Here is a 20168-nt window from a genome sequence, read left to right on the forward strand (position 1 = left end):
TCGCGTCGATCGCTACTCGCTCGGTTCGGCCTGCAGCTGCTGCACCGGGATCGCCGTCGTGATCGGGCGGATGCCGGAGAGCTTCGACGGCGAGAGCTGCCGCTCGACGTCTTCGCGGCTCATCAGTCCGGCCTCGACGACGAGGTCGGCCACGGGGCGACCGGTCGCGAGCGCCAGCTTCGCGAGCGTCGCGGCCTCGGTGTAGCCGATGAACGGGATGAGCGCCGTGATGACGCCGACGCTCGTCGAGACCATGTGCTCGAGCCGATCGGTGTTGGCGGTGATGCCGTCGACGCAGTTCACCCGCAGCGTCCAGCAGGCCTGACGCATCCAGGTGATCGACTGCAGCAGCGAGTGCGCGATGACCGGCTCGAAGGCGTTCAGCTGCAGCTGCCCGCTCTCGGCCGCCATCGTGACCGTGAGGTCGGCGCCCGCGACGGCGTACGCGACCTGGCTGACCGCCTCGGGGATGACGGGGTTGACCTTGCCCGGCATGATCGACGAGCCCGCCTGCTTCGGCGGCAGGTTGATCTCGCCGAGGCCCGCCTGCGGGCCCGAGGAGAGCAGGCGCAGGTCGTTGCAGATCTTCGAGAGCTTGATGGCGCTGCGCTTCAGCGCGCTCGAGAACGTCATGAAGACGCCGGTGTCGCTCGTCGCCTCGATGAGGTCGGGCGCGGACTCGAGCGTGAGCCCGGTGATCTCGCTCAGCGTGCGGACCACGGCGGCGGTGTAGCCGGGCTCCGCGGTGATGCCGGTGCCGATGGCGGTCGCGCCGAGGTTCACCTCGGACAGCAGCTTGATGGTCTCGCGGAGCCGGTCGACGTCCTCGCCGAGCGTGGTCGCGAAACCGTGGAACTCCTGCCCGAGCGTCATCGGCACGGCGTCCTGCAGCTGCGTGCGGCCGACCTTCAGCACCTCGTGGAACTCGCGCCCCTTCTTACCGAAGGCGATGCGCAGCAGGTCGAGCTCGGTGAGCATCGTGCGCAGCGAGAACGCCATCGCGAGCTTCACCGCGGTCGGGTAGGTGTCGTTCGTCGACTGGCTGCGGTTGACGTCGTCGATCGGGTGCAGGACGTCGTAGCGCCCCTTCTCGTAGCCGCCGATCTCGAGCGCGAAGTTCGCGATGACCTCGTTCGCGTTCATGTTCGTCGAGGTGCCCGCGCCGCCCTGGATGACGCCGACGACGAACTGATCGTGCAGCTCGCCGTCGATGATGCGCTGGCAGGCCTCGTCGATCCAGGCGGCCTTCTGCTCGGTGAGCACGCCGAGCTCGCGGTTCGCCCGCGCGGCCGCCTGCTTGACGGAGGCGAGGGCGACGACGAGCTCCGGGTAGACCGAGATGGGGCGCTTCGTGATCGGGAAGTTCTCGAGGGCGCGGAGGGTGTGCACGCCCCAGTAGGCGTCGATGGGCACGTGGCCTTCGCCGAGCGAGTCGCGCTCGACTCGGGTGGGGACGTCGGGTCCGATCATGTTCGCCTCCAGGCGGCGCTCGTGGGTCGGGTGTGCGGAGATCGACACGCTGGCTCCATCGCCTCGGCCGCCGGGGATCGCCCGGCGGGTGGTACCGGCGCGGTTCCGCGCCTCCCCCGAGCCTAGCCCGAAGCGCCGAGCGGCGGAGCGCCCCCCGCGCCCCGCCGCTCGGCTCCTCCCGGCGCCCCCCGCACCGGGATCCCGCTCCCGCTCAGCCGAGCGGGGTCGCACCGCCCGGTCCGCCCGCCGCCCGCCCCTCGGCTGGCTCGTCGACGCCGTCGCTCGCGAGCAGTTCCTCCTCGACCGTGCCGCCGTAGCCCTCGGCCTGCGGGTCGCCGTGCAGGCCGCCGGACACCGCGTACTCCTCCTCCGGGGAGAGCACCAGGCGGTGCCGGCCCCAGACGCCGAAGCCGATGAGCATCACGAGGTACACCACCGCGATCGCGATGATCGCCGGCACGAAGGTCGGGTTCAGCAGGAAGCCGACGAAGATGAGCCCGGCGATGACGGCCGCGGCGATGGCGCCCGGCACGCCCCACGGGCTGCGGTACGGGCGGCTCGCGTTCGGGAACTTGCGCCGCAGCAGCACGAAGGCGACCATCTGCATGAGATACGCGAGCACCGCGCCCCACACGGCGATGTTCAGCACGATCGCACCGGCGACACCGCCGGCACCGCCGGCGAGGTCCACGATGATGAGCGCCACGAAGCCGATGACCGCCCCGGCGACGAGCGCGACCCATGGCGTCTGCCGCGATCCGGTGAGCGAGAGGAACTTCGGGTAGTAGCCCGCGCGGGACAGCGAGTACATGTTGCGGCCGTAGGCGAACATGATGCCCTGCAGCGAGGCGAGCAGGCCGACGAGGGCGAAGAGGGCGAGCACGGCGGCCGCGCCGTCGCCGACGATCGCCCGGAATCCGTCGAGCAGCGGCTCCCCCGCGGTGCCCGTGGCCTCGGCGCCGATGACGCCCGTGTTGAGGAACAGCACGAGCAGGCCGGTGATGATGAGCGTCGCGCGGGCGATGAGCCCGGCGCGCGGGATGTCGCGGACGGGGTTGTGCGACTCCTCGGCCGCGAGCGGCAGCTCCTCGATGCCGAGGAAGAACCACATCGCGAACGGCAGGGCGAAGAGGATCGGCAGCACGCCGTGCGGCAGGAACGCCGTCTGGCCCGCGTCGGGCGCGATGTCCCAGAGCGCGTCCCAGGAGAACTGCCCGGAGAAGAGCGCCATGGCCGAGAACACGAGGATGATCGCGATCGAGATGATCGACACGACGATCGCGAACTTGAACGAGATGCTCGCCCCGGCCGCGTTGAGCGCGATGAACGCGAGGTAGAGGATGGCCCACCAGATCGGCGCCGGCATCGAGAAGCCGAGCAGCTCGCTCGTGATGCCGTCGGCGTACGCGGCCGAGAAGTAGACGATGACGGCGGTGGTCGCCACGTACTCGATGGTCTCGGCGAGGCCCGTGATGAAGCCGCCCCAGGGGCCCATCGCCGCCCGCGAGAAGGAGTAGGCGCCGCCCGTGTGCGGCATCGCGGAGCTCATCTCGCCGATGGAGAAGATCAGGCCGTAGTACATGACGATGAGCACGGCGAAGGCGACCAGCATGCCGCCGAAGCCGGCGAAGTCGATGCCGAAGTTCCACCCCGAGAAGTCGCCGGAGATGACGGCGGCGACCGCGAGGCCCCAGAGCCCCCAGACGCCCGCCGAACGCTTGAGCCTGCGCTTCTCGAAGTACCCCTCGTCGGCCGTCGAGTACGTGACGCCCGACACCTTGAGCGTGTCCTTGGCCATGGTGCTCCCTTGCATTCATGGCGCGCGCCGTTCGGGGGCGAGCGCGGGGGTGCGGTGTGTTGGCCACGATGATAGGGGCGTCAATGGTCGGCCGTACAGACCTTTCGCCAAGAAATCTCTTGGAAACATCCAGATCGAGAGCGAGGGATCCATTCCCAGCGGCGCGCACTCGTGATGTAATGGTCGCCACAACCGACCATTCCACTCGAGGAGGAGCATCGAATGTCGGCACCCACGGGACCCCTCACGCTCGAGCAGCTGCGCCAGGCGATCGCCGACGACCACGTCGACACGGTCATCGTCTCGTTCACCGACATGCAGGGGCGGCTCGTCGGCAAGCGGGTCTCGGCCCGGCTCTTCCTCGAGGACGCCGCCGCGCACGGCGTCGAGGCGTGCAACTACCTGCTCGCGGTCGACGTGGAGATGAACACCGTCGACGGCTACGCGATGTCGAGCTGGGAGCGCGGCTACGGCGACATGGCGCTCATCCCGGACTTCGCGACGCTGCGGATGGCGCCCTGGCTGCAGCAGACCGCGATCGTCACCGCCGACCTCCGCTGGCTCGACGACTCCCCCGTCGAGCCGTCGCCCCGACGCATCCTGCAGCGCCAGCTCGAGCGTCTCGCCGAGCGCGGCCTCACCGCCTTCGTCGGCACCGAGCTCGAGTTCATCGTCTTCGACGACTCCTACCGCGACGCCTGGCGCAAGGGCTATCGCGAGCTCACGGCGGCGAGCGACTACAACATCGACTACGCCCTGCTCGCCTCCACCCGCATGGAACCGCTGCTGCACGACATCCGCCGCTCGATGGAGGGCGCCGGCATGTACTGCGAGGGCGTCAAGGGCGAGTGCAACTTCGGCCAGCAGGAGATCGCCTTCCGCTACGCCGACGCGCTCACCACGTGCGACAACCACTCGCTCTACAAGAACGGCGCGAAGGAGATCGCCGACCGGCACGGCAAGGCGCTCACCTTCATGGCGAAGTACGACGAGCGCGAGGGCAACAGCTGCCACATCCACATCTCGCTCCGCGGCGCCGACGGCGAGGCGGTCTTCGCCGACGAGTCCGCCCCGCACGGCATGTCCAAGCTGTTCCGGCACTTCCTGGCCGGGCAGCTCGCCGCCATGCGCGAGCTCACCCTCTTCTCGGCGCCGAACATCAACTCCTACAAGCGCTACGTCGCCGGCAGCTTCGCGCCGACCGCGATCGCCTGGGGACTCGACAACCGCACCTGCGCCCTCCGCGTCGTCGGCCACGGGCACGGCATGCGGGTCGAGAACCGGGTGCCGGGCGGCGACGTCAACCAGTACCTCGCGGTCGCCGCGCTCATCGCCGCGGGCCTGCACGGCATCGAGCAGGAGCTCGAGCCCGACGAGCTCTTCGCCGGCAACGCCTACGAGTCAGATGTCGCGCGGGTCCCGGCGACCCTCCGCGAGGCCGCCGAGCTCTTCGCGGGCTCGACGATCGCACGCGAGGCCTTCGGCGACGAAGTCGTCGAGCACTACCTGAACAACGCGCGCGTCGAGATCGCCGCCTACGACGCGGCCGTGACGGACTGGGAGCGGGTTCGTGGCTTCGAACGACTCTGAGCCGCAGCGCCCTCCTACGGCGAGCGCGGACGCGCCCGTCATCGGCATCACGACCTACCTCGAACGGGCGCAGACCGGGGTGTGGGACGTGCCGGCGTCCTTCCTGCCGAAGGTCTACCTCGACGCCGTCACGGACGCGGGCGGCATCGCCGTGCTGCTGCCACCGCAGCCCGTGGACGCGCCGCTCGCGCGCCGGGTGCTCGCCTCGCTCGACGGGCTGGTCGTCGCCGGCGGCGCCGACGTCGACCCGGCCCGTTACGGGCAGCCGGCCCACGAGCGCACGGGCGCGCCCAGGGTCGACCGCGACGACTGGGAGGACGCCCTGCTCACCGCCGCGATCGACGACGGCGTGCCCTTCCTCGGCATCTGCCGCGGCGCCCAGATGCTGAACGTCGCCCTCGGCGGCACCCTGCACCAGCACCTGCCCGACGTCGTCGGCTCCGAGGCCTACCAGCCGGCGCCCGCCGTGTTCGGCGAGACGACGGTGCGCGTCGCCCCGGGTTCGCGCCTCGCGGGGCTCGTCGGCGAGGCGGAGGCGCTGCCCGTGCACGTCTACCACCACCAGGCGCTCGACCGGGTCGCCGACGGCCTCGTCGTCACCGCGCGCAGCGACGACGGGGTCATCGAGGCCGTCGAGCTGCCCGCCGCCCCGTTCGGCGTCGCCGTGCAGTGGCACCCGGAGGAGAACGCCCGCGACCGACGGCTGTTCGCCGGGCTCGTCGAGGCCGCCCGGGCGCACCGGGCCGCGCGCGAGCGGGCCGCCGCAGCGCCGCCCGCGGCCTCGGTTCCCGCATCCGCCGCACCCGCCGCATCCGTCGCCCCCGAGAGGACCGCGCCATGACGCACACCATCGTGAACCCCGCCGACGAGGAGCTCGTCACCACCGTCGCGGGCGCCGACGTCGAGCAGACGGATGCCGCGATCGCCGCGGCCGCCGTGGCGCAGCGCGAGTGGGCCGCCGCGGCGCCGGCCGACCGGGCGCGGGCGCTCCGCCGCTTCGCCGAGGCCGTCGACGGCGCCGTCGAGGAGCTCGCGGCGATCGAGGTGCGCAACTCGGGGCATCCGATCAGCCAGGCCCGCTGGGAGGCGGGCCACGTCCGCGACGTGCTCGAGTACTACTCGGCCGCCCCCGAACGGCTGTTCGGCCGGCAGATCCCGGTCGCGGGCGGTCTCGACGTCACCTTCCAGGAGCCGCTCGGCGTCGTCGGCGTCATCACGCCGTGGAACTTCCCCATGACGATCGCCTCCTGGGGCTTCGCGCCGGCGCTCGCCGCCGGCAACGCGGTGGTCCTGAAGCCCGCAGAGTGGACGCCGCTCACGAGCCTCCGGCTCGCCGAGCTCGCGCTCGAGTCCGGGCTTCCGGAAGGCCTGTTCCAGGTGATCCCGGGCCGGGGCTCGGTGGTCGGCGAGCGCTTCGTCACGAACGAGACGGTGCGGAAGGTCGTCTTCACCGGCTCCACCGAGGTCGGTCAGCGCATCATGGCCGGCTGCGCGGCGCAGGTGAAGCGGGTCACGCTCGAGCTCGGCGGCAAGAGCGCGAACCTCGTCTTCGCCGACGCCGACCTCGAGTGCGCCGCGGCCACCGCGCCGTACGGCGTGTTCGAGAACGCCGGCCAGGACTGCTGCGCCCGCAGCCGCATCCTCGTCGAGCGCAGCGTGTACGAGCGCTTCATGGAACTGCTCGAACCCGCCGTCCAGGGCGTGAAGGTCGGCGACCCGCGCGAGGAGGCCACCGAGATGGGGCCCCTCGTCGCGGCGGCGCACCGCGAGCGGGTGCGCGAGTTCGTGCCCGACGACCGCGACGTCGCGTTCCGGGGCAGCGCGCCCGAGGGCCCGGGGTTCTGGTTCCCGCCGACGGTGCTCACCCCCGCCCGCGACGCCCGCACCGCGACGGAGGAGATCTTCGGCCCGGTGGTGTCGGTCTTCCCCTTCGACGACGAGGCGGATGCCGTCGCGTTCGCCAACGCCGGCCGCTTCGGCTTGTCCGGCTCGATCTGGACGCGGGACATCGGCCGCGGCATCCGCGTCGCGCGCGGCATCGAGTCCGGCAACCTCTCCGTGAACTCGCACTCCTCCGTGCGCTACTCGACCCCGTTCGGCGGCTTCAAGCAGTCAGGGCTCGGCCGCGAGCTCGGCCCCGACGCGCCCGCCGCCTTCACCGAGACGAAGAACGTCTTCATCGCCGTCGACTGAGCCGTCCCGTCACGCATCGCCCCGATTCGACCACCGCAACCCAGGGAGCACCATGACCGTCACCCCGCTCGACCTCACCCAGCGCCTCGCCGGCCGCGTCGCCGTCATCACCGGCGGCGCCTCCGGCATCGGCCTCGCCACCGCCCGCCGCCTCGCGGCGGAGGGCGCGAAGGTCGTCATCGGCGACCTCGACCCGAGGAGCGGCGCGGCCGCGGCGAGCGAGGTCGACGGCCTCTTCGTGCAGCTCGACGTCACCGAGGAGGCACAGGTCGACCACCTCTTCGACGAGGCCGCCCGCGTCTACGGCTCGGTGGACATCGCCTTCAACAACGCGGGCATCTCGCCGCCCGACGACGACTCCATCGAGACGACCGAGCTGCCGGCGTGGCAGAAGGTGCAGGACGTCAACCTGAAGAGCGTGTACCTGTGCTCGCGGGCGGCGCTGCGGCACATGGTCGCGCAGGGCCGCGGCTCGATCATCAACACCGCCTCCTTCGTCGCGGTGCTGGGCTCGGCCACCTCGCAGATCTCCTACACCGCGTCGAAGGGCGGGGTGCTCGCGATGAGCCGCGAGCTCGGCGTGCAGTTCGCGCGTCAGGGCATCCGGGTCAACGCGCTCTGCCCCGGCCCGGTCAACACGCCGCTGCTGCAGGAACTCTTCGCGAAGGACCCCGAGCGGGCGCAGCGCCGGCTCGTGCACGTGCCGGTCGGGCGCTTCGCGAACCCCGAGGAGCTCGCCGCGGCCGTCGCGTTCCTCGCGAGCGACGACGCCTCGTTCATCACCGGCTCGACCTTCCTCGTCGACGGCGGCATCAGCGCCGCCTACGTCACGCCCCTCTAGGCTCGGAAGCATGGACGAGCGGGGAGCGGAGCAGCCGGGCGTGCTGGACGCCGGGCTGCTGCTGCGCCCCGCCCGGCCGGCGAACGCTTTCGAGGAGACCGTGCAGCGGCTGCTGCAGACCATCCGGCTCGGGCTCATCGCGCCGGGCGAGCGGCTGCCGGCCGAGCGCGAGCTCGCGGCGACCCTCGAGGTCAGCCGGGACACCCTGCGCGAGGCGATCGGCTCGCTCGCGGACGCCGGCTGGGTCGTCGCGCGGCGCGGCCGTTACGGCGGCACCTTCGTCTCCGATCCGCTGCCCGAACCCGGGCCGGGCGTGCCCCGACCGATCGAGCGGCGGAGCCTCGACGACACCCTGGCGCTGCGCGCCGTGGTCGAGGTCGGCGTCGCCCGGCGGGCGGCCGAGAGCGAGCTGAGCGCCGCCGACCGGGAACGCCTCTGGCAGGCGCACCTCGCCTGCGGGCAGGCCGACGAGGCGGGCTACCGGGTCGCGGACTCCCGCCTCCACCTCGTCATCGCCGAGGTGGTGGGGGCGGAGTCGGTGACCCCGCTCGTCGCCGAGGTGCGGATGCGCATCAATGAGCTCCTCGACGGCATCCCGCTGCTCGCGCCGAACATCGCGCACTCCGACGAGCAGCACGGCGCGATCGTGGCGGCGATCCTGAAGGGCAGCCCGGACGAGGCGGCGCAGGCGATGGCCGAGCACCTCATCGGCACCGAGGCGCTGCTGCGCGGCTTCTACGGCTGACCGCAGGCGACGCGGAACGGGGCGCGCCCGGCGGCGCGCCCCGTTCGCGCGATGCGAGCGTCAGAAGGCGGTCGCGAAGAAGGGCAGGAACGGCAGCGTGAGCGCGCCGAAGGCGAGCATGCCGAAGCCGACGAGCACGGTGCCGACGAGCATCACGGTGTTGAGTACGACGCCCCAGATCGCCATCGTGCGCGAGGCCGGCTCGCGCTGGAGGCCAACGATGCCGAGCACGAGACCGCCGATCGGCACCAGGAAGGTGAAGCCGGCGACGATCGACACGAGCCCGAGCACGAGGCTCGCGATCGAGAAGCCGTTCGTCTCGGCCGCCCGGGGCTGCGCCGGGGCGGGCTGCTGGGCCCCGCCCGCCGGGTGGACGGGGGTGACGGTGGGATCGATGGTGGTGGTCATGGCTCCAACGCTACGGACCGCGCCGCGGCGTCGGTATGGGGATATCCCCCGATTCCGGACCCCGAGCACCCCGAACGGGCCGAACGGGTTCACCCCTCGTCGAGCACCTCGGCGACGAGCTGCTCGACGACGGGCAGGCAGCGCGCGCGGTCGGCCGCGACGAAGCCGATCCTGGTGCGCCGGTCGAGCACATCGTCGGCGGTGAGCGCGCCCTCGACGCGCACGGCGTACTCGACGTCGGCGCGGCGCACGGCGATGCCCTCGGCGATCGGCACGGCCGGCTCGCTCAGACGGGTGCGGGCGAGGGCGTCGTCGATCCCGACGAGCCGCAGCCCGGCGGTGCGGCTCGGCGGCGCCGCGATCGTCCGCGTCGCGAGCGCGAGGTCGACGGCGTCCTCCGCCATCCGCCGGTACGTGGTGAGCTTGCCGCCGAGCACGGAGACGAAGCCCGCGTCGGACACCGCAACGAGGTGGCGGCGCGAGAGGTCGGCCGTGCGGTCGGCGCCGCTGTCGATGAGCGGCCGCAGCCCGGCGAACGCACCGAGCAGCTGCTCGCGCCGCACCGGGGTCTCGACGACCCGGTTCAGGCTCGCGAGGAGGAAGGCGATCTCGGCCTCGCTCGGCTCCGGCACGTCCGGCACCGGCCCCGGGGCCTCTTCGTCGGTGAGGCCGACGACGACGCGGCCGGAGCGCTGCGGCAGGGCGAACACGTAGCGGCTGATCGAGCCCTCGTGCGGGATCGTCAGCGCCGCCGACGGGTGGCCGAGGAGTGCGCCGTCGAGCACGAGATGCGTGCCGCGGCTCGGCCGCACGGCGATGCCGCCGTCGAGGCCGCCGGCCCAGACGCCCGTCGCGTTCACGACGGCCCGCGCGCGGAGCTCGAAGCGCTCCCCGCTCAGCACGTCCGCCACCTCGGCCCCGTCGGCGCGGAGCCGGAGCGCGCGGACGCGGGTGAGGACCCGCGCCCCGTGCGCGACTGCGCTTCGGGCGACGGTGACGACGAGCTTCGCGTCGTCGACGAGCTGCCCGTCGTACGAGAGCATGCCGCCGCGGAGCCCCCGCCCCTCGAGCGCCGGCACGAGCCGCCGCGCCGTGCCGGCCGTGACCGGCCGGGGCGGCGGCAGCACCGCCCGCGGGGTGCGCGCCTGCACGCGGAGCAGATCGCCGAGGCCCATGCCGACCGCCCCGGCGGTGCGCTGACGGAGCGAGACGCCCGGCAGGAACGGGAGCAGTTGCGGCAGCGGGCGGATGAGGTGCGGCGCGATCGAGGTCATCAGCAGGTGGCGCTCGGCGGCGCTCTCCCTGGCGGTCGCGACGTCGCCAGTGGCGAGGTAGCGGAGGCCGCCGTGCACGAGCTTGGAGCTCCACCGGCTCGTGCCGAAGGCGAGGTCCTGGGCCTCGACGAGCACGACGCGGAGCCCCCGCGAGGCCGCATCGAGCGCGACCCCGGCCCCCGTGATGCCGCCGCCGACGACGAGCAGATCCGCCGTCTCGGCGGCGGCGCGCTCGAGTTCCCGCCCACGGCGGGTGGCGTCGAGCGCGTCGCTGGCCGTCATGGCCGCAGGTGCCCGTCGAGCGCCGCTCGGAGCTCGCGCTCCCAGGCCTCCTCGTCGATGAGCTCGGTCACGGTGCCGTGCGAGAGCACCGCCGACTGGGCGATGAGCAGCAGCATGACCGCGATCTCCTGCGGCGTGCCCTGGCGCACCGAGCCGTCCTCCTGCGCGGCCGCGATCGCCGTGGCGAGCCAGGCGAGGATCATCCGCTGGCTCGAGCCGACCCGCTGCAGGGTGTACCGCGTGAACGCCTCCGGCTCGTCGTCGAGCAGCCGCCCGTAGACCGCATCAGTGCGGAAGCGGGCGGAGAAGCGCAGCACGTCGTCGACGAGGCCCGCGCGCGTGCTCGCGGGGGTCTCGAAGGAGGCGAGGATGCGGATGACGCGGCGCAGCAGCGCCGAACGGACGACGTCGTCGGCGTCGCTCCAGCTGCGGTAGACGGTCGGCCGGCTGAGCCCCGAACGGCGTGAGAGCTCGGCGATCGTCACCCCGCCGACGCCGCGGCGGCGGATGAGCTCGTCCGCGGCGTCGAGCACGCGCGACTGCGTGGCGTCCCACTTGGGGAGCTCGGCGCCGAAGGGCGGCAGCACTGCTTGACGTTCTTCCATGATCTGTCACACTGTAATGCATGAGCGATGCACGCGACAGGGTCGCCGCGGACCCGCCGATGCGGTGGAACGGCTGGGGCGACCCGGCCAAGGCGAAAGATCTGCCCCTCGCCGTGCGCACGCTCCTGCCGCTCCTGCTCGGCCGGGTGCGGCGACCGGCGCCGGCCGCGGAGCTCGACGCCGTGCGCGTTGCGCCGCCCGCGCTCACCGCCGAGGAGCTCGACGCGCTCCGCGACGTCGTCGGCGAGGCGCACGTCGAGCTCTCCGCCGAGGCGCGGCTCAGGCACGCCGGCGGCCGATCCACGCCCGACCTGCTCCGTCGCAGAGCGCCGGAGCAGCTCACGCCCGACGCCGTCGTCCGCCCCGCCGATCATCTCGAGGTGCTCGCCTGCCTCGCCGTCGCGAGCGCCCACGGCATCGCGGTCATCCCCTTCGGCGGCGGCACGAGCGTCGTCGGCGCCCTCGATCCCGAACGCGGTGCCCACCACGCCGTCGTGAGCCTCGACCTCCGCCGCCTCACGGGCCTCCTCGCGCTCGACGAGCTCAGCGGCGAGGCCGTCCTCGGCGCCGGCACGACGGGCCCCGAGGCGGAGGCGCTGCTCGCCGCGCACGGCTTCGAGCTCGGCCACTACCCGCAGAGCTTCCGCTACGCGACCATCGGCGGCTTCGCCGCGGCCCGCTCCTCCGGGCAGAACTCGGCCGGCTACGGCCGCTTCGACACCATGGTCACGGGACTCCGGGTCGCCACCCCCACCGGCGAGCTCGAGCTCGGCCGCTCCCCCGGCTCCGCCGCGGGCCCCGATCTCGTCCGGGTGTTCCTCGGCTCGGAGGGCATCTTCGGCGTCATCACCGAGGTCCGGCTGCGCGTGCACCGGGTGCCTCGCGATCGCGTCTTCGAGGCCTGGACCTTCCCCGACTTCGCGGCGGGCGCCGAGGGGCTCCGCCAGGTCGCCCAGCACGGCGGCGGGCCCACCGTCATCCGCCTCTCCGACGAGGCGGAGACCGCCGTGAGCCTCGCCCAGCTCGGCAAGCTCGGCAAGGCGCTCGCGAAGGGCGCGAGCGCCGTCACGGTCTACGAGGGAGACGGCATCGAGGAGCGCCGGGCGCGCACCGCGGAACTGCTGCGCGCCGCGGGCGGCACCTCCTCCGGCGCGGGCGCCGCCGCCGACTGGCTCGCCGGCCGCTTCGACGGCCCCTACCTGCGCGACGCTCTCCTCGACGCCGGCGTGTTCTGCGAGACGCTCGAGACGGCCACCACCTGGTCGAAGCTCCCCGCGTTGCGGGAAGCCGTCGAGCGCACCCTCCGCGACGGCCTCGGCGCAGCCGGCGCGAAGTCGTACGTCATGTGCCACGTCTCGCACGTCTACCCCACCGGCGCCTCGCTCTACTTCACCGTCCTCGCAGGGATCCGCGAGGAGCCGCTCCGAGTCTGGGAGCGGGTGAAAGCCGAGGTGAACGACGCCATCCTCGCCGCCGGCGGCACCATCAGCCACCACCACGCCGTCGGCCGGGACCACGCCCCGTGGCTGCCGAGCGAGATCGGCGAGACCGGCATCCGCATCCTCCGGGCCATCAAGCGCGAACTCGACCCGCTCGCGATCCTGAACCCCGGCGCGGTCATCGCGGCCGAGCCGGCCGCGCACCCCGAGTCTGCACCGAGCCGGGAGGGATGACGGTGGGCGGGCACATCGCGGTGCTGGCCAACCCGTTCGCCGGAAAGGGGCGCGGACGCGCCGCCGCCTCGGCCATCGCCGGACTCCGCGCGCACGGCGTCGAGGTGCGCAGCTACGAGGGGGGCTCGGCCGCCGAGACCGCCGCGCTCGCGGTGCGGGCGCTCGATGACGCCCCGACCGCGCTCGTGGTCGTCGGCGGGGACGGCACGCTCTCCGGGATCCTCGAGCCCCTCCTCCGCGCGGCCGTGCCGATCGTGCTCGTTCCGGCGGGCACCGGCAACGACCTCGCCCGCGCCCTCGGGCTCCCCCGTGACGACGCGGCCGCGGCCGCGGCGCTCGCCCTCACCGGCACCGCCCGGGTCATCGACGTCGGCGAGGTGCGCAGCGCGGGGCGGACGACCCCGTTCCTCACCGTCGCCGCCCTCGGCTTCGACGCGAAGGTCAGCGACCGCACGAACCGGCTGCGCTGGCCGCACGGCGCGCTCCGCTACTACCTGGCCCTCGCGATCGAGCTCGTGCGGCTGCGCCCCATGGACTTCACCATCCGGATCGAGGACGAGGACGAGCTCCGCGCGCCCGGCACGCTCGTCGCGGTCGGCAACACCGAGAGCTACGGCGGCGGGATGCCCGTCTGCGTGGGCGCGCTCCCCGACGACGGCCTGCTCGACGTCGTGCACGTCGCCCCGCTCACGCGGCTGCGGCTCGTGCGGCTCTTTCCGCTGCTGCTGCGCGGCCGGCACGACCACCGCGCCGAGGTCACCCACCGGCGCGCCCGCGAGGTGCGGGTCTCGGCCCCGGGACTCACCGTCTACGCCGACGGCGAGCGCGTCGGCAGCGGCGCCTGCGAGATCGTCTCGCGGGCGGGCGCGCTCCGCATCATGGTGCCGCACGCCCAGGGCCGGCCGTCGGCCGCCGACGCGGCGCACGCGGCGGGCGGCCCGGCATGAACGCGGCCACGGGCTTCGACGAGGACGTCGTCATCGTCGGCTCGGGCTTCGGCGGCTCGGTCGCGGCGCTGCGGCTGGCCGAGAAGGGCTACCGCGTCCGGGTGTACGAGGCCGGCCGGCGCTTCGCCGACGAGGACTTCGCGAAGACGAGCTGGAACCTGCGCCGCTACCTCTGGGCGCCCGCGCTCGGCTGCTACGGCGTGCAGCGCATCCATCGCCTGCCCCACGTGATGATCCTCGCGGGCGCCGGGGTCGGCGGCGGCTCGCTGAACTACGCGAACACCCTCTACGAACCCGGACCCGGCTTCTTCGCCGACCCGCAGTGGGAGGGCCTCGCAGACTGGGCGGGCGAGCTCGCCCCGCACTACGCGACGGCCAAGCGCATGCTCGGCGTCGTCGAGCGGTATCCGCACCGCGGACCCGTCGAACGGATCATGGCGGGCGCGGCCGAGGACCTCGGCGTCGGCGACACGTTCCGGCACGCGCCGGTCGGCGTCTGGTTCGGCCGCCCCGGCGAGCGCACGGCCGACCCCTTCTTCGGCGGCGAGGGGCCCGAGCGCACCGGCTGCACGCTCTGCGGCAACTGCATGGTCGGCTGCCGGGTCGGCGCGAAGAACACGCTCGTCAAGAACTACCTCGCGCTCGCCGAGCGCCGCGGCGTCGCCATCGAGCCGCTGCGCACCGTCACCGAGGTGCGGGAGCTGGCGGGCGGCGGCTTCGCCGTCACCACCCGCCGCACCGACGGCCGCCTGCGCCGCGGCGAGCGCACCGTCACCGCGCAGCGGGTCGTGCTCGCCGCCGGCACCTGGGGCACGCAGCAGCTCCTGCACCGGATGAAGCGCTCCGGCGCGCTGCCGGCCGTCTCCGACGCGCTCGGCCGGCTCACCCGCACGAACTCGGAGGCGCTCGACGGCGCCGTGGCCACCGCGGTGCCCGAGTCGCTCGGCCTCGCCCGCGGCGTCGCCATCACGACCTCCTTCCACGTCGACGACCGCACCCACGTCGAGAACGTGCGGTACGGGCCCGGTTCGAACCTGATGGGCGCCCTGGCCACCGTGCTGGTGCCGGGCGAGCTCCCGCTCGCCCGCCGCCTCGGCCGGGTCGTGCGGCTCGTGCTGCGCTCACCGGCGCGTCAGTTCCGGCTCGCCTCGCTGCGCCGCTGGAGCGAGCGCGGCATCATCGCCCTCGTCATGCAGACGGCCGACAACTCACTGACCCTCTCGCTGCGCCGCCGCTTCGGCCGGCTGCGCCTCACGAGCGAACAGGGGCACGGCGAGCCGAACCCGAGCCATCTGCCGGAGGCGCACCGGGCCGCCGAGGCCATCGCGGCCCGGATGGCCGAAGAGGGCGGCGTGCCCGCCGAGGCGCGCGGCTCGTGGCCGGAGGTGTTCGGCATCCCGCTGACGGCGCACTTCCTCGGCGGCGCCCCGATCTCGGCGTCGCCCGCCGACGGCGTCGTCGACGCCTACCACCGGGTGTGGGGCCATCCCGGGCTCTCTGTCGTCGACGGCGCGGCCGTGCCCGCGAACCCCGGGGTGAACCCCTCGCTCACGATCACCGCGCTCGCCGAGCGCGCCCTCTCGCACTGGCCCATGGCCGGCGCGGCCGACGCTCGGCCGAGTCAGGCGCAGCTGCTCGACCGCTGAGCACGGCGCGGGCGGATGCGCTCGTCGCCACGACGCCGCTTCTGCGCTCGAAGTCGCGACAGGGGCCCCTCCGCTTCGCTATGCTCCGATGCAGCGCACGGTCCCGGCCGTGCCGCCGCACCCCCGGCCCGCCGCGCGACCCGCGATGACGGGCACCCCCACCACGCGAAACGGAGCCCCATGGCACTCCCCTGGACCCTTCACGGCGACGGCAAGACTGTCGCCCCGGGCGAGGTCGTCGCCCCCGGCGAACGCCTGAGCTGGCCGCGCACCATCGGCCTCGGCGCGCAGCACGTCGTCGCCATGTTCGGCGCCACCTTCCTCGTGCCCCTGCTCACCGGGTTCCCGCCGGCGACGACGGTGCTGTTCTCCGGCATCGGCACGATCCTCTTCCTGGTGATCACCCAGAACCGGCTGCCGAGCTACCTCGGCTCCTCCTTCGCGTTCATCGCCCCGGTCACCGCCGCGCTCGCCTCCGAGCAGGCCGCAGATCCGATGGGGGCCGCGCTCTTCGGCATCGTCGCCGTCGGCGTGATGCTCGCCCTCATCGGCGCGCTCGTGATCTGGACGGGCACCGGCTGGATCGACGTGCTCATGCCGCCGGTCGTCGCGGGTGCGATCGTCGCGCTCATCGGTCTGAACCTCGCCCCGGCGGCGAAGTCCAACTTCGACCAGGCGCCGCTCACCGCGCTCATCACGCTCGCGGCGGTGCTGCTCACGACCGTGCTGTTCCGGGGCATCCTCGGCCGGATCTCGATCCTCATCGGGGTGCTCGTCGGCTACATCGCGGCGGTGCTGCAGGGCCAGGTCGACTTCGAGGCGATCCAGCAGGCCGCCTGGGTGGGGCTGCCGGAGTTCCACCTCGCCGGCAACCCCTTCGCGGACGCCGCGCTCTGGGGCCTGCTGCCCGCGTTCCTGCCGATCGTGCTCGTGCTCATCGCCGAGAACGTGGGCCACGTGCGGGGCGTCGCGCAGATGACCGACCCCTCGGTCAACCGGCAGACGGGCCGCGCGCTCTTCGCCGACGGCGTCGCGACCACCATCGCGGGCTTCTTCGGCGGCTCGGGCACGACGACCTACGGCGAGAACATCGGCGTCATGGCCGCGACGCGCGTCTACTCGACGGCCGCCTACTGGGTGGCCGGCTTCGTCGCGATCCTGCTCGGCCTCTCGCCGAAGTTCGGCGCGCTCGTGAACACGATCCCCGCGGGCGTGCTCGGCGGGGCCACGGTCGCGCTGTACGGCCTCATCGGCATCATCGGCGTGAAGATCTGGGTCGACAACAAGGTCGACTTCTCGCGCCCGGTCAACCAGTTCACGGCCGCGACGGCCCTCATCATCGGTATCGCGAACTTCACGATCGAGTTCGGCTCCGTGGTCTTCAACGGCATCGCCCTCGGCACCGTCGCCGCGATCGTCGTGTACCACGCGATGAACGCCATCGGGAAGGCGCGCGGCACGGCGTAGGTCCGCTCGAACGACGGATGCCCCGGGCAGCAGTGCTGCCCGGGGCATCCGTCGTTCCGGGGTCGATCAGGCGAACAGCGCCTCCACCGGGCCGCGGGCGAAGTAGAGCAGGAAGCCGGCCGCGACGATCCACAGCAGCGGGCTGATCTCGCGCGCCTTGCCGCCGAGCGAGCGCACCACGACCCAGGCGATGAAGCCCGCGCCGATGCCGTTCGCGATCGAGTAGGTGAGCGGCATGACGGTGACCGCGAGGAACACCGGCAGCAGCACCGAGAAGTCGCTGAAGTCGATGTACCGGATCTGCGACATCATCAGCGCGCCGACGATGACGAGCGCGGCCGCCGCGACCTCGGTCGGCACGATCGACACGAGCGGCGTGAAGAACATCGCGAGCAGGAACAGCACGCCCGTCACGACGTTCGCGAAGCCCGTGCGCGCCCCCTCGCCGATGCCGGCGCCAGACTCGATGAAGACCGTGTTCGAGGAGCCCGAGGTGAAGCCGCCCGCGACGGCGCCGACGCCCTCGACGACGAGGGCCGACTTGATGCGCGGGAAGTCGCCGCGCTCGTCGGCGAGCCCGGCCTCCTTGGAGAGGCCCGTCATGGTGCCCATCGCGTCGAAGAAGTTCGTGAAGACGAGGGTGAAGACGAGCATGAGCGCGGCGAGCACGCCGATGCGCTCGAAGGAGCCGAAGGAGACCTGGCCGACGAGCGAGAGGTCGGGGAGGCTCACCGGGGAGCCGGAGAGCTCCGGCACCGACAGGCCCCAGCCGTTCGGGTTCACGAGCTCGCCGTTCGCGATCTTCGGGCCGAGGTTCCAGATCGCCTCGATGACGACCGCGAGGACGGTGCCGGAGACGAGGCCGATGAGGATGCCGCCCTTCACCTTGCGCGCCACGAGCACGCCGGTGATGAGGAGGGTCAGGATGAAGACGAGGCTCGGCACGGTCGCGACCGAGCCGCCGGCGCCGAGGCCGACCGGCGGCGAGGAGACGCCCGTGGCGGTCACGAAGCCGGCGTCGACGAAGCCGATGAAGGCGATGAACAGGCCGATGCCGACCGTGATCGCGAGCTTCAGCTGGATCGGCACCGCGTTGAAGATCATGCGGCGCAGGCCGGTGGCCGCGAGCAGCACGATGATGAGGCCGTTCACGACGACGAGGCCCATCGCCTCGGGCCAGGTGACCTGCCCCACCACCGAGACCGCGAGGAAGGAGTTGATGCCGAGGCCCGCGGCGAAACCGAACGGCAGCCGCGCGACGACGCCGAAGAGGATCGTCATCACGCCCGCGGTGAGGCCCGTGACCGCCGAGAGCTGGGCGAAGCCGAGCTGGTCGCCGTCGACGTCGACGCCGGAGGACAGGATGATCGGGTTCAGGATCACGATGTAGGCCATCGTGACGAAGGTGACGATGCCGCCTCGGATCTCGGTGCCGACGGAGGAGCCGCGGGCGGTGATCTCGAAGAAGCGGTCGAACGCGTTCTTGGGGGTCTGCTGCGGGGTGTCAGCAGTCGGGGTCGTGGTCGTCATTGGCTGCGCCTTCTGTGGGGTCGCCGAGCTCGCGCTCGGAGGTGGGGAATCCGAAGGGTGGAGCAGCGACTCGGGCGTCAGGCCCCGCCGACGAGCCGCGTGAGGTGCTCGCCGAGGATCAGGTAGATCCCGACGAGCACGGCGATCGCGCTCAGCGCGAAGCACGCCCACGCTCCGATGAGCGCGAGCCGCTTCTGGCCTTCCGTGAGCGGACTCTTCTTGGCCGCCTTCGCGGCGCGCTTCGCTGCGGCCTTGATCTCGGCGGGCGTGACGATGGTGATCGCGTCGGTGAACTCGGCGGGCGTGACGAGCGGGGTGCGACCGGACAGGGTGAGCAGCCGGATGCCGAGCGCGTAGGCGCTCACGACGACGCAGGCCCCCACGAGCGCGGAGACGAGGACGAGGAGGAAGTCGAGCCAGTCGATCACTTCTTCGCCTTCCGCTTGGGCTTCGGGTTGCGCTTGATCTTGACGGCGCGACCGGAGTCGGCGACCTCGGAGACCACGTTGTGGTGGGAGACCTCGCTGCGCCGGGACCACATGAAGATGCCGATGATGACGATGACGCCGACGACGGCGTCGATGATGACGCCGCCGACGCCCAGGTGGGCGACGAGCGCGGCGAGCGCGCCGACGGCGCCCGCGGCGGGCAGCGTCAGCAGCCAGCCGACGCCGATGCGACCGGCCGTGCGCCAGCGCACCTTCGACCCCCGCCGGCCGAGGCCCGAGCCGATGACCGACCCAGAGGCGACCTGCGTCGTCGAGAGCGCGAAGCCGACGTGGCTCGAGGCGAGGATCGTCGCGGCGGTCGCCGTCTCGGCGGCGAAGCCCTGCGCGGGCTTCACGTCGGTGAGGCCGGTGCCGAGCGTCTTGATGATGCGCCAGCCGCCCATGTACGTGCCGAGCGCGATCGCGACGGCGCAGGTGACGATGACCCACCACTGCACGTCGCTGCCCGGCGACTGGAGGTTCGCGGCGACGAGCGTGAGCGTGATGACGCCCATGGTCTTCTGCGCGTCGTTCGTGCCGTGCGCGAGCGCGACGAGCGAGGACGAGAAGATCTGGGCGTAGCGGAACCCGTCGCGGCCGTCGGGCTTGCCGTCGTAGCGCCGCGTGATCGCGTAGGCGAGCTTCGTGGCGGCGTAGGCCACGAGCCCCGCGGTGAGCGGCGCCAGGAGCGCCGGCAGGATGACCTTGGACACGACGACCGGGAAGTCGATCGCGCCGAGGCCGGCGCCCACGATCGCCGCGCCGATGAGGCCGCCGAACAGGGCGTGGCTCGACGAGGACGGGAGCCCCAGCAGCCACGTGATCATGTTCCAGACCACGGCGCCGATGAGGCCGGCGAACACGAGCTCGGGGGTGATCAGCACCCCGCCGTCGCCCTCGCGGATGATGCCGCCCGAGATGGTCTTCGCGACCTCGGTGGAGAGGAACGCGCCGACGAGGTTCAGGATCGCGGCGAGCGTGACGGCGGCCTTGGGCCGGAGCGCTCCGGTGGCGATCGGCGTCGCCATGGCGTTCGCCGTGTCGTGGAAGCCGTTGGTGAAGTCGAAGAAGAGCGCCAGTGCGATGACCAGCACGACGATGAGGGTGAGATCCACCGGCGCCTTTCTGTAGTGGACGCTGCCTCTTGTGATCGGTGAAGACGTTCACCAGAAGTTCATGGGGTATCGCTTGCGGCCTCCGGGGAGCCCGCG

General features: G+C 72.8%; 17 protein-coding genes. 9 read left to right on the forward strand and 8 right to left on the reverse strand.

Going from position 1 to position 20168, the window contains the following annotated elements:
• Positions 1 to 12: 12 nt before the first annotated feature.
• Together QSJ60_RS13450 and QSJ60_RS13455 are read right to left on the reverse strand one after the other, a co-directional pair.
• Entirely contained in the window at positions 13 to 1470 is a 1458-nt protein-coding gene (locus QSJ60_RS13450; protein WP_230766683.1) for an aspartate ammonia-lyase, read from the reverse strand.
• Positions 1471 to 1681: 211 nt separating this feature from the next.
• A complete protein-coding gene (locus QSJ60_RS13455; protein ID WP_285463916.1) occupies positions 1682 to 3268 on the reverse strand; it encodes an amino acid permease in 1587 nt (528 codons plus the stop codon).
• Positions 3269 to 3490: 222 nt separating this feature from the next.
• Here QSJ60_RS13455 and QSJ60_RS13460 point away from each other — a divergent pair, with 222 nt between their 5' ends.
• The 5 genes from QSJ60_RS13460 to QSJ60_RS13480 are packed head-to-tail and all read left to right on the forward strand — an operon-like array spanning position 3491 to position 8637.
• The gene (locus QSJ60_RS13460; protein ID WP_285463917.1) at positions 3491 to 4858 is read left to right on the forward strand and encodes a glutamine synthetase family protein; all 1368 of its coding nucleotides are present in this window, start codon (positions 3491 to 3493) and stop codon (positions 4856 to 4858) included.
• Positions 4839 to 5699, forward strand: coding sequence for a gamma-glutamyl-gamma-aminobutyrate hydrolase family protein (locus tag QSJ60_RS13465; RefSeq protein WP_285463918.1), 861 nt, complete (start codon positions 4839 to 4841; stop codon positions 5697 to 5699). The genes QSJ60_RS13460 and QSJ60_RS13465 overlap by 20 nt, the downstream gene beginning before the upstream one ends.
• Positions 5696 to 7051 carry an aldehyde dehydrogenase family protein gene (locus QSJ60_RS13470; protein ID WP_285463919.1) on the forward strand — a complete coding sequence of 452 codons (1356 nt, stop codon included), beginning with the start codon at positions 5696 to 5698 and terminating at the stop codon, positions 7049 to 7051. Before QSJ60_RS13465 ends, QSJ60_RS13470 begins: the two co-directional genes overlap by 4 nt.
• A 52-nt stretch (positions 7052 to 7103) precedes the next feature.
• Positions 7104 to 7892 (forward strand): 3-oxoacyl-ACP reductase, encoded by a 789-nt coding sequence (locus QSJ60_RS13475; protein ID WP_189086098.1) that lies wholly within the window; start codon positions 7104 to 7106, stop codon positions 7890 to 7892.
• A 10-nt stretch (positions 7893 to 7902) separates the two neighbouring features.
• Entirely contained in the window at positions 7903 to 8637 is a 735-nt protein-coding gene (locus tag QSJ60_RS13480) for a FadR/GntR family transcriptional regulator (RefSeq protein ID WP_285463920.1), read from the forward strand.
• Between the two features lie 60 nt (positions 8638 to 8697).
• Here the strand turns inward: QSJ60_RS13480 and QSJ60_RS13485 are convergent, their stop codons facing one another.
• The 3 genes from QSJ60_RS13485 to QSJ60_RS13495 all read right to left on the reverse strand — a co-directional run bounded on the left by QSJ60_RS13485 (position 8698) and on the right by QSJ60_RS13495 (position 11206).
• Entirely contained in the window at positions 8698 to 9045 is a 348-nt protein-coding gene (locus QSJ60_RS13485; protein ID WP_229781772.1) for a DUF4190 domain-containing protein, read from the reverse strand.
• Positions 9046 to 9134: 89 nt separating this feature from the next.
• Positions 9135 to 10601 (reverse strand): glycerol-3-phosphate dehydrogenase/oxidase, encoded by a 1467-nt coding sequence (locus QSJ60_RS13490; RefSeq protein WP_285463921.1) that lies wholly within the window; start codon positions 10599 to 10601, stop codon positions 9135 to 9137.
• Positions 10598 to 11206, reverse strand: a complete 609-nt coding sequence (locus QSJ60_RS13495; protein ID WP_285463922.1) for a TetR/AcrR family transcriptional regulator — start codon at positions 11204 to 11206, stop codon at positions 10598 to 10600. The genes QSJ60_RS13490 and QSJ60_RS13495 overlap by 4 nt, the downstream gene beginning before the upstream one ends.
• 20 nt (positions 11207 to 11226) lie before the next feature.
• Between QSJ60_RS13495 and QSJ60_RS13500 the strand changes: the two genes are divergently transcribed.
• The 4 genes from QSJ60_RS13500 (at position 11227) to QSJ60_RS13515 (ending at position 16939) form a co-directional block, all read left to right on the forward strand.
• Complete coding sequence (locus QSJ60_RS13500; RefSeq protein WP_285463923.1) at positions 11227 to 12879, forward strand: FAD-binding oxidoreductase; 1653 nt, start codon at positions 11227 to 11229, stop codon at positions 12877 to 12879.
• 2 nt (positions 12880 to 12881) lie between these two features.
• Positions 12882 to 13826: a YegS/Rv2252/BmrU family lipid kinase gene (locus tag QSJ60_RS13505; protein ID WP_285463924.1), complete on the forward strand. Its 945-nt coding sequence runs from the start codon at positions 12882 to 12884 to the stop codon at positions 13824 to 13826.
• Entirely contained in the window at positions 13823 to 15472 is a 1650-nt protein-coding gene (locus QSJ60_RS13510; protein WP_285463925.1) for a GMC oxidoreductase, read from the forward strand. Before QSJ60_RS13505 ends, QSJ60_RS13510 begins: the two co-directional genes overlap by 4 nt.
• 180 nt (positions 15473 to 15652) lie before the next feature.
• On the forward strand, positions 15653 to 16939 hold the full coding sequence (locus QSJ60_RS13515; RefSeq protein ID WP_285463926.1) for a uracil-xanthine permease family protein: 1287 nt from the start codon (positions 15653 to 15655) through the stop codon (positions 16937 to 16939).
• Positions 16940 to 17005: 66 nt separating this feature from the next.
• Here QSJ60_RS13515 and QSJ60_RS13520 read toward each other — a convergent pair whose 3' ends face one another.
• The 3 genes from QSJ60_RS13520 to QSJ60_RS13530 all read right to left on the reverse strand — a co-directional run bounded on the left by QSJ60_RS13520 (position 17006) and on the right by QSJ60_RS13530 (position 20072).
• Positions 17006 to 18469, reverse strand: coding sequence for an NCS2 family permease (locus QSJ60_RS13520; protein WP_285463927.1), 1464 nt, complete (start codon positions 18467 to 18469; stop codon positions 17006 to 17008).
• Between the two features lie 77 nt (positions 18470 to 18546).
• The gene (locus QSJ60_RS13525) at positions 18547 to 18897 is read right to left on the reverse strand and encodes a peptidase (RefSeq protein ID WP_230766411.1); all 351 of its coding nucleotides are present in this window, start codon (positions 18895 to 18897) and stop codon (positions 18547 to 18549) included.
• Positions 18894 to 20072 (reverse strand): inorganic phosphate transporter, encoded by a 1179-nt coding sequence (locus QSJ60_RS13530; RefSeq protein WP_230766408.1) that lies wholly within the window; start codon positions 20070 to 20072, stop codon positions 18894 to 18896. The genes QSJ60_RS13525 and QSJ60_RS13530 overlap by 4 nt, the downstream gene beginning before the upstream one ends.
• Between the last annotated feature and the right edge of the window lie 96 nt (positions 20073 to 20168).

It is taken from the genome of Agromyces sp. NBRC 114283, from assembly GCF_030268405.1.
Classification (GTDB): domain Bacteria; phylum Actinomycetota; class Actinomycetes; order Actinomycetales; family Microbacteriaceae; genus Agromyces; species Agromyces mediolanus.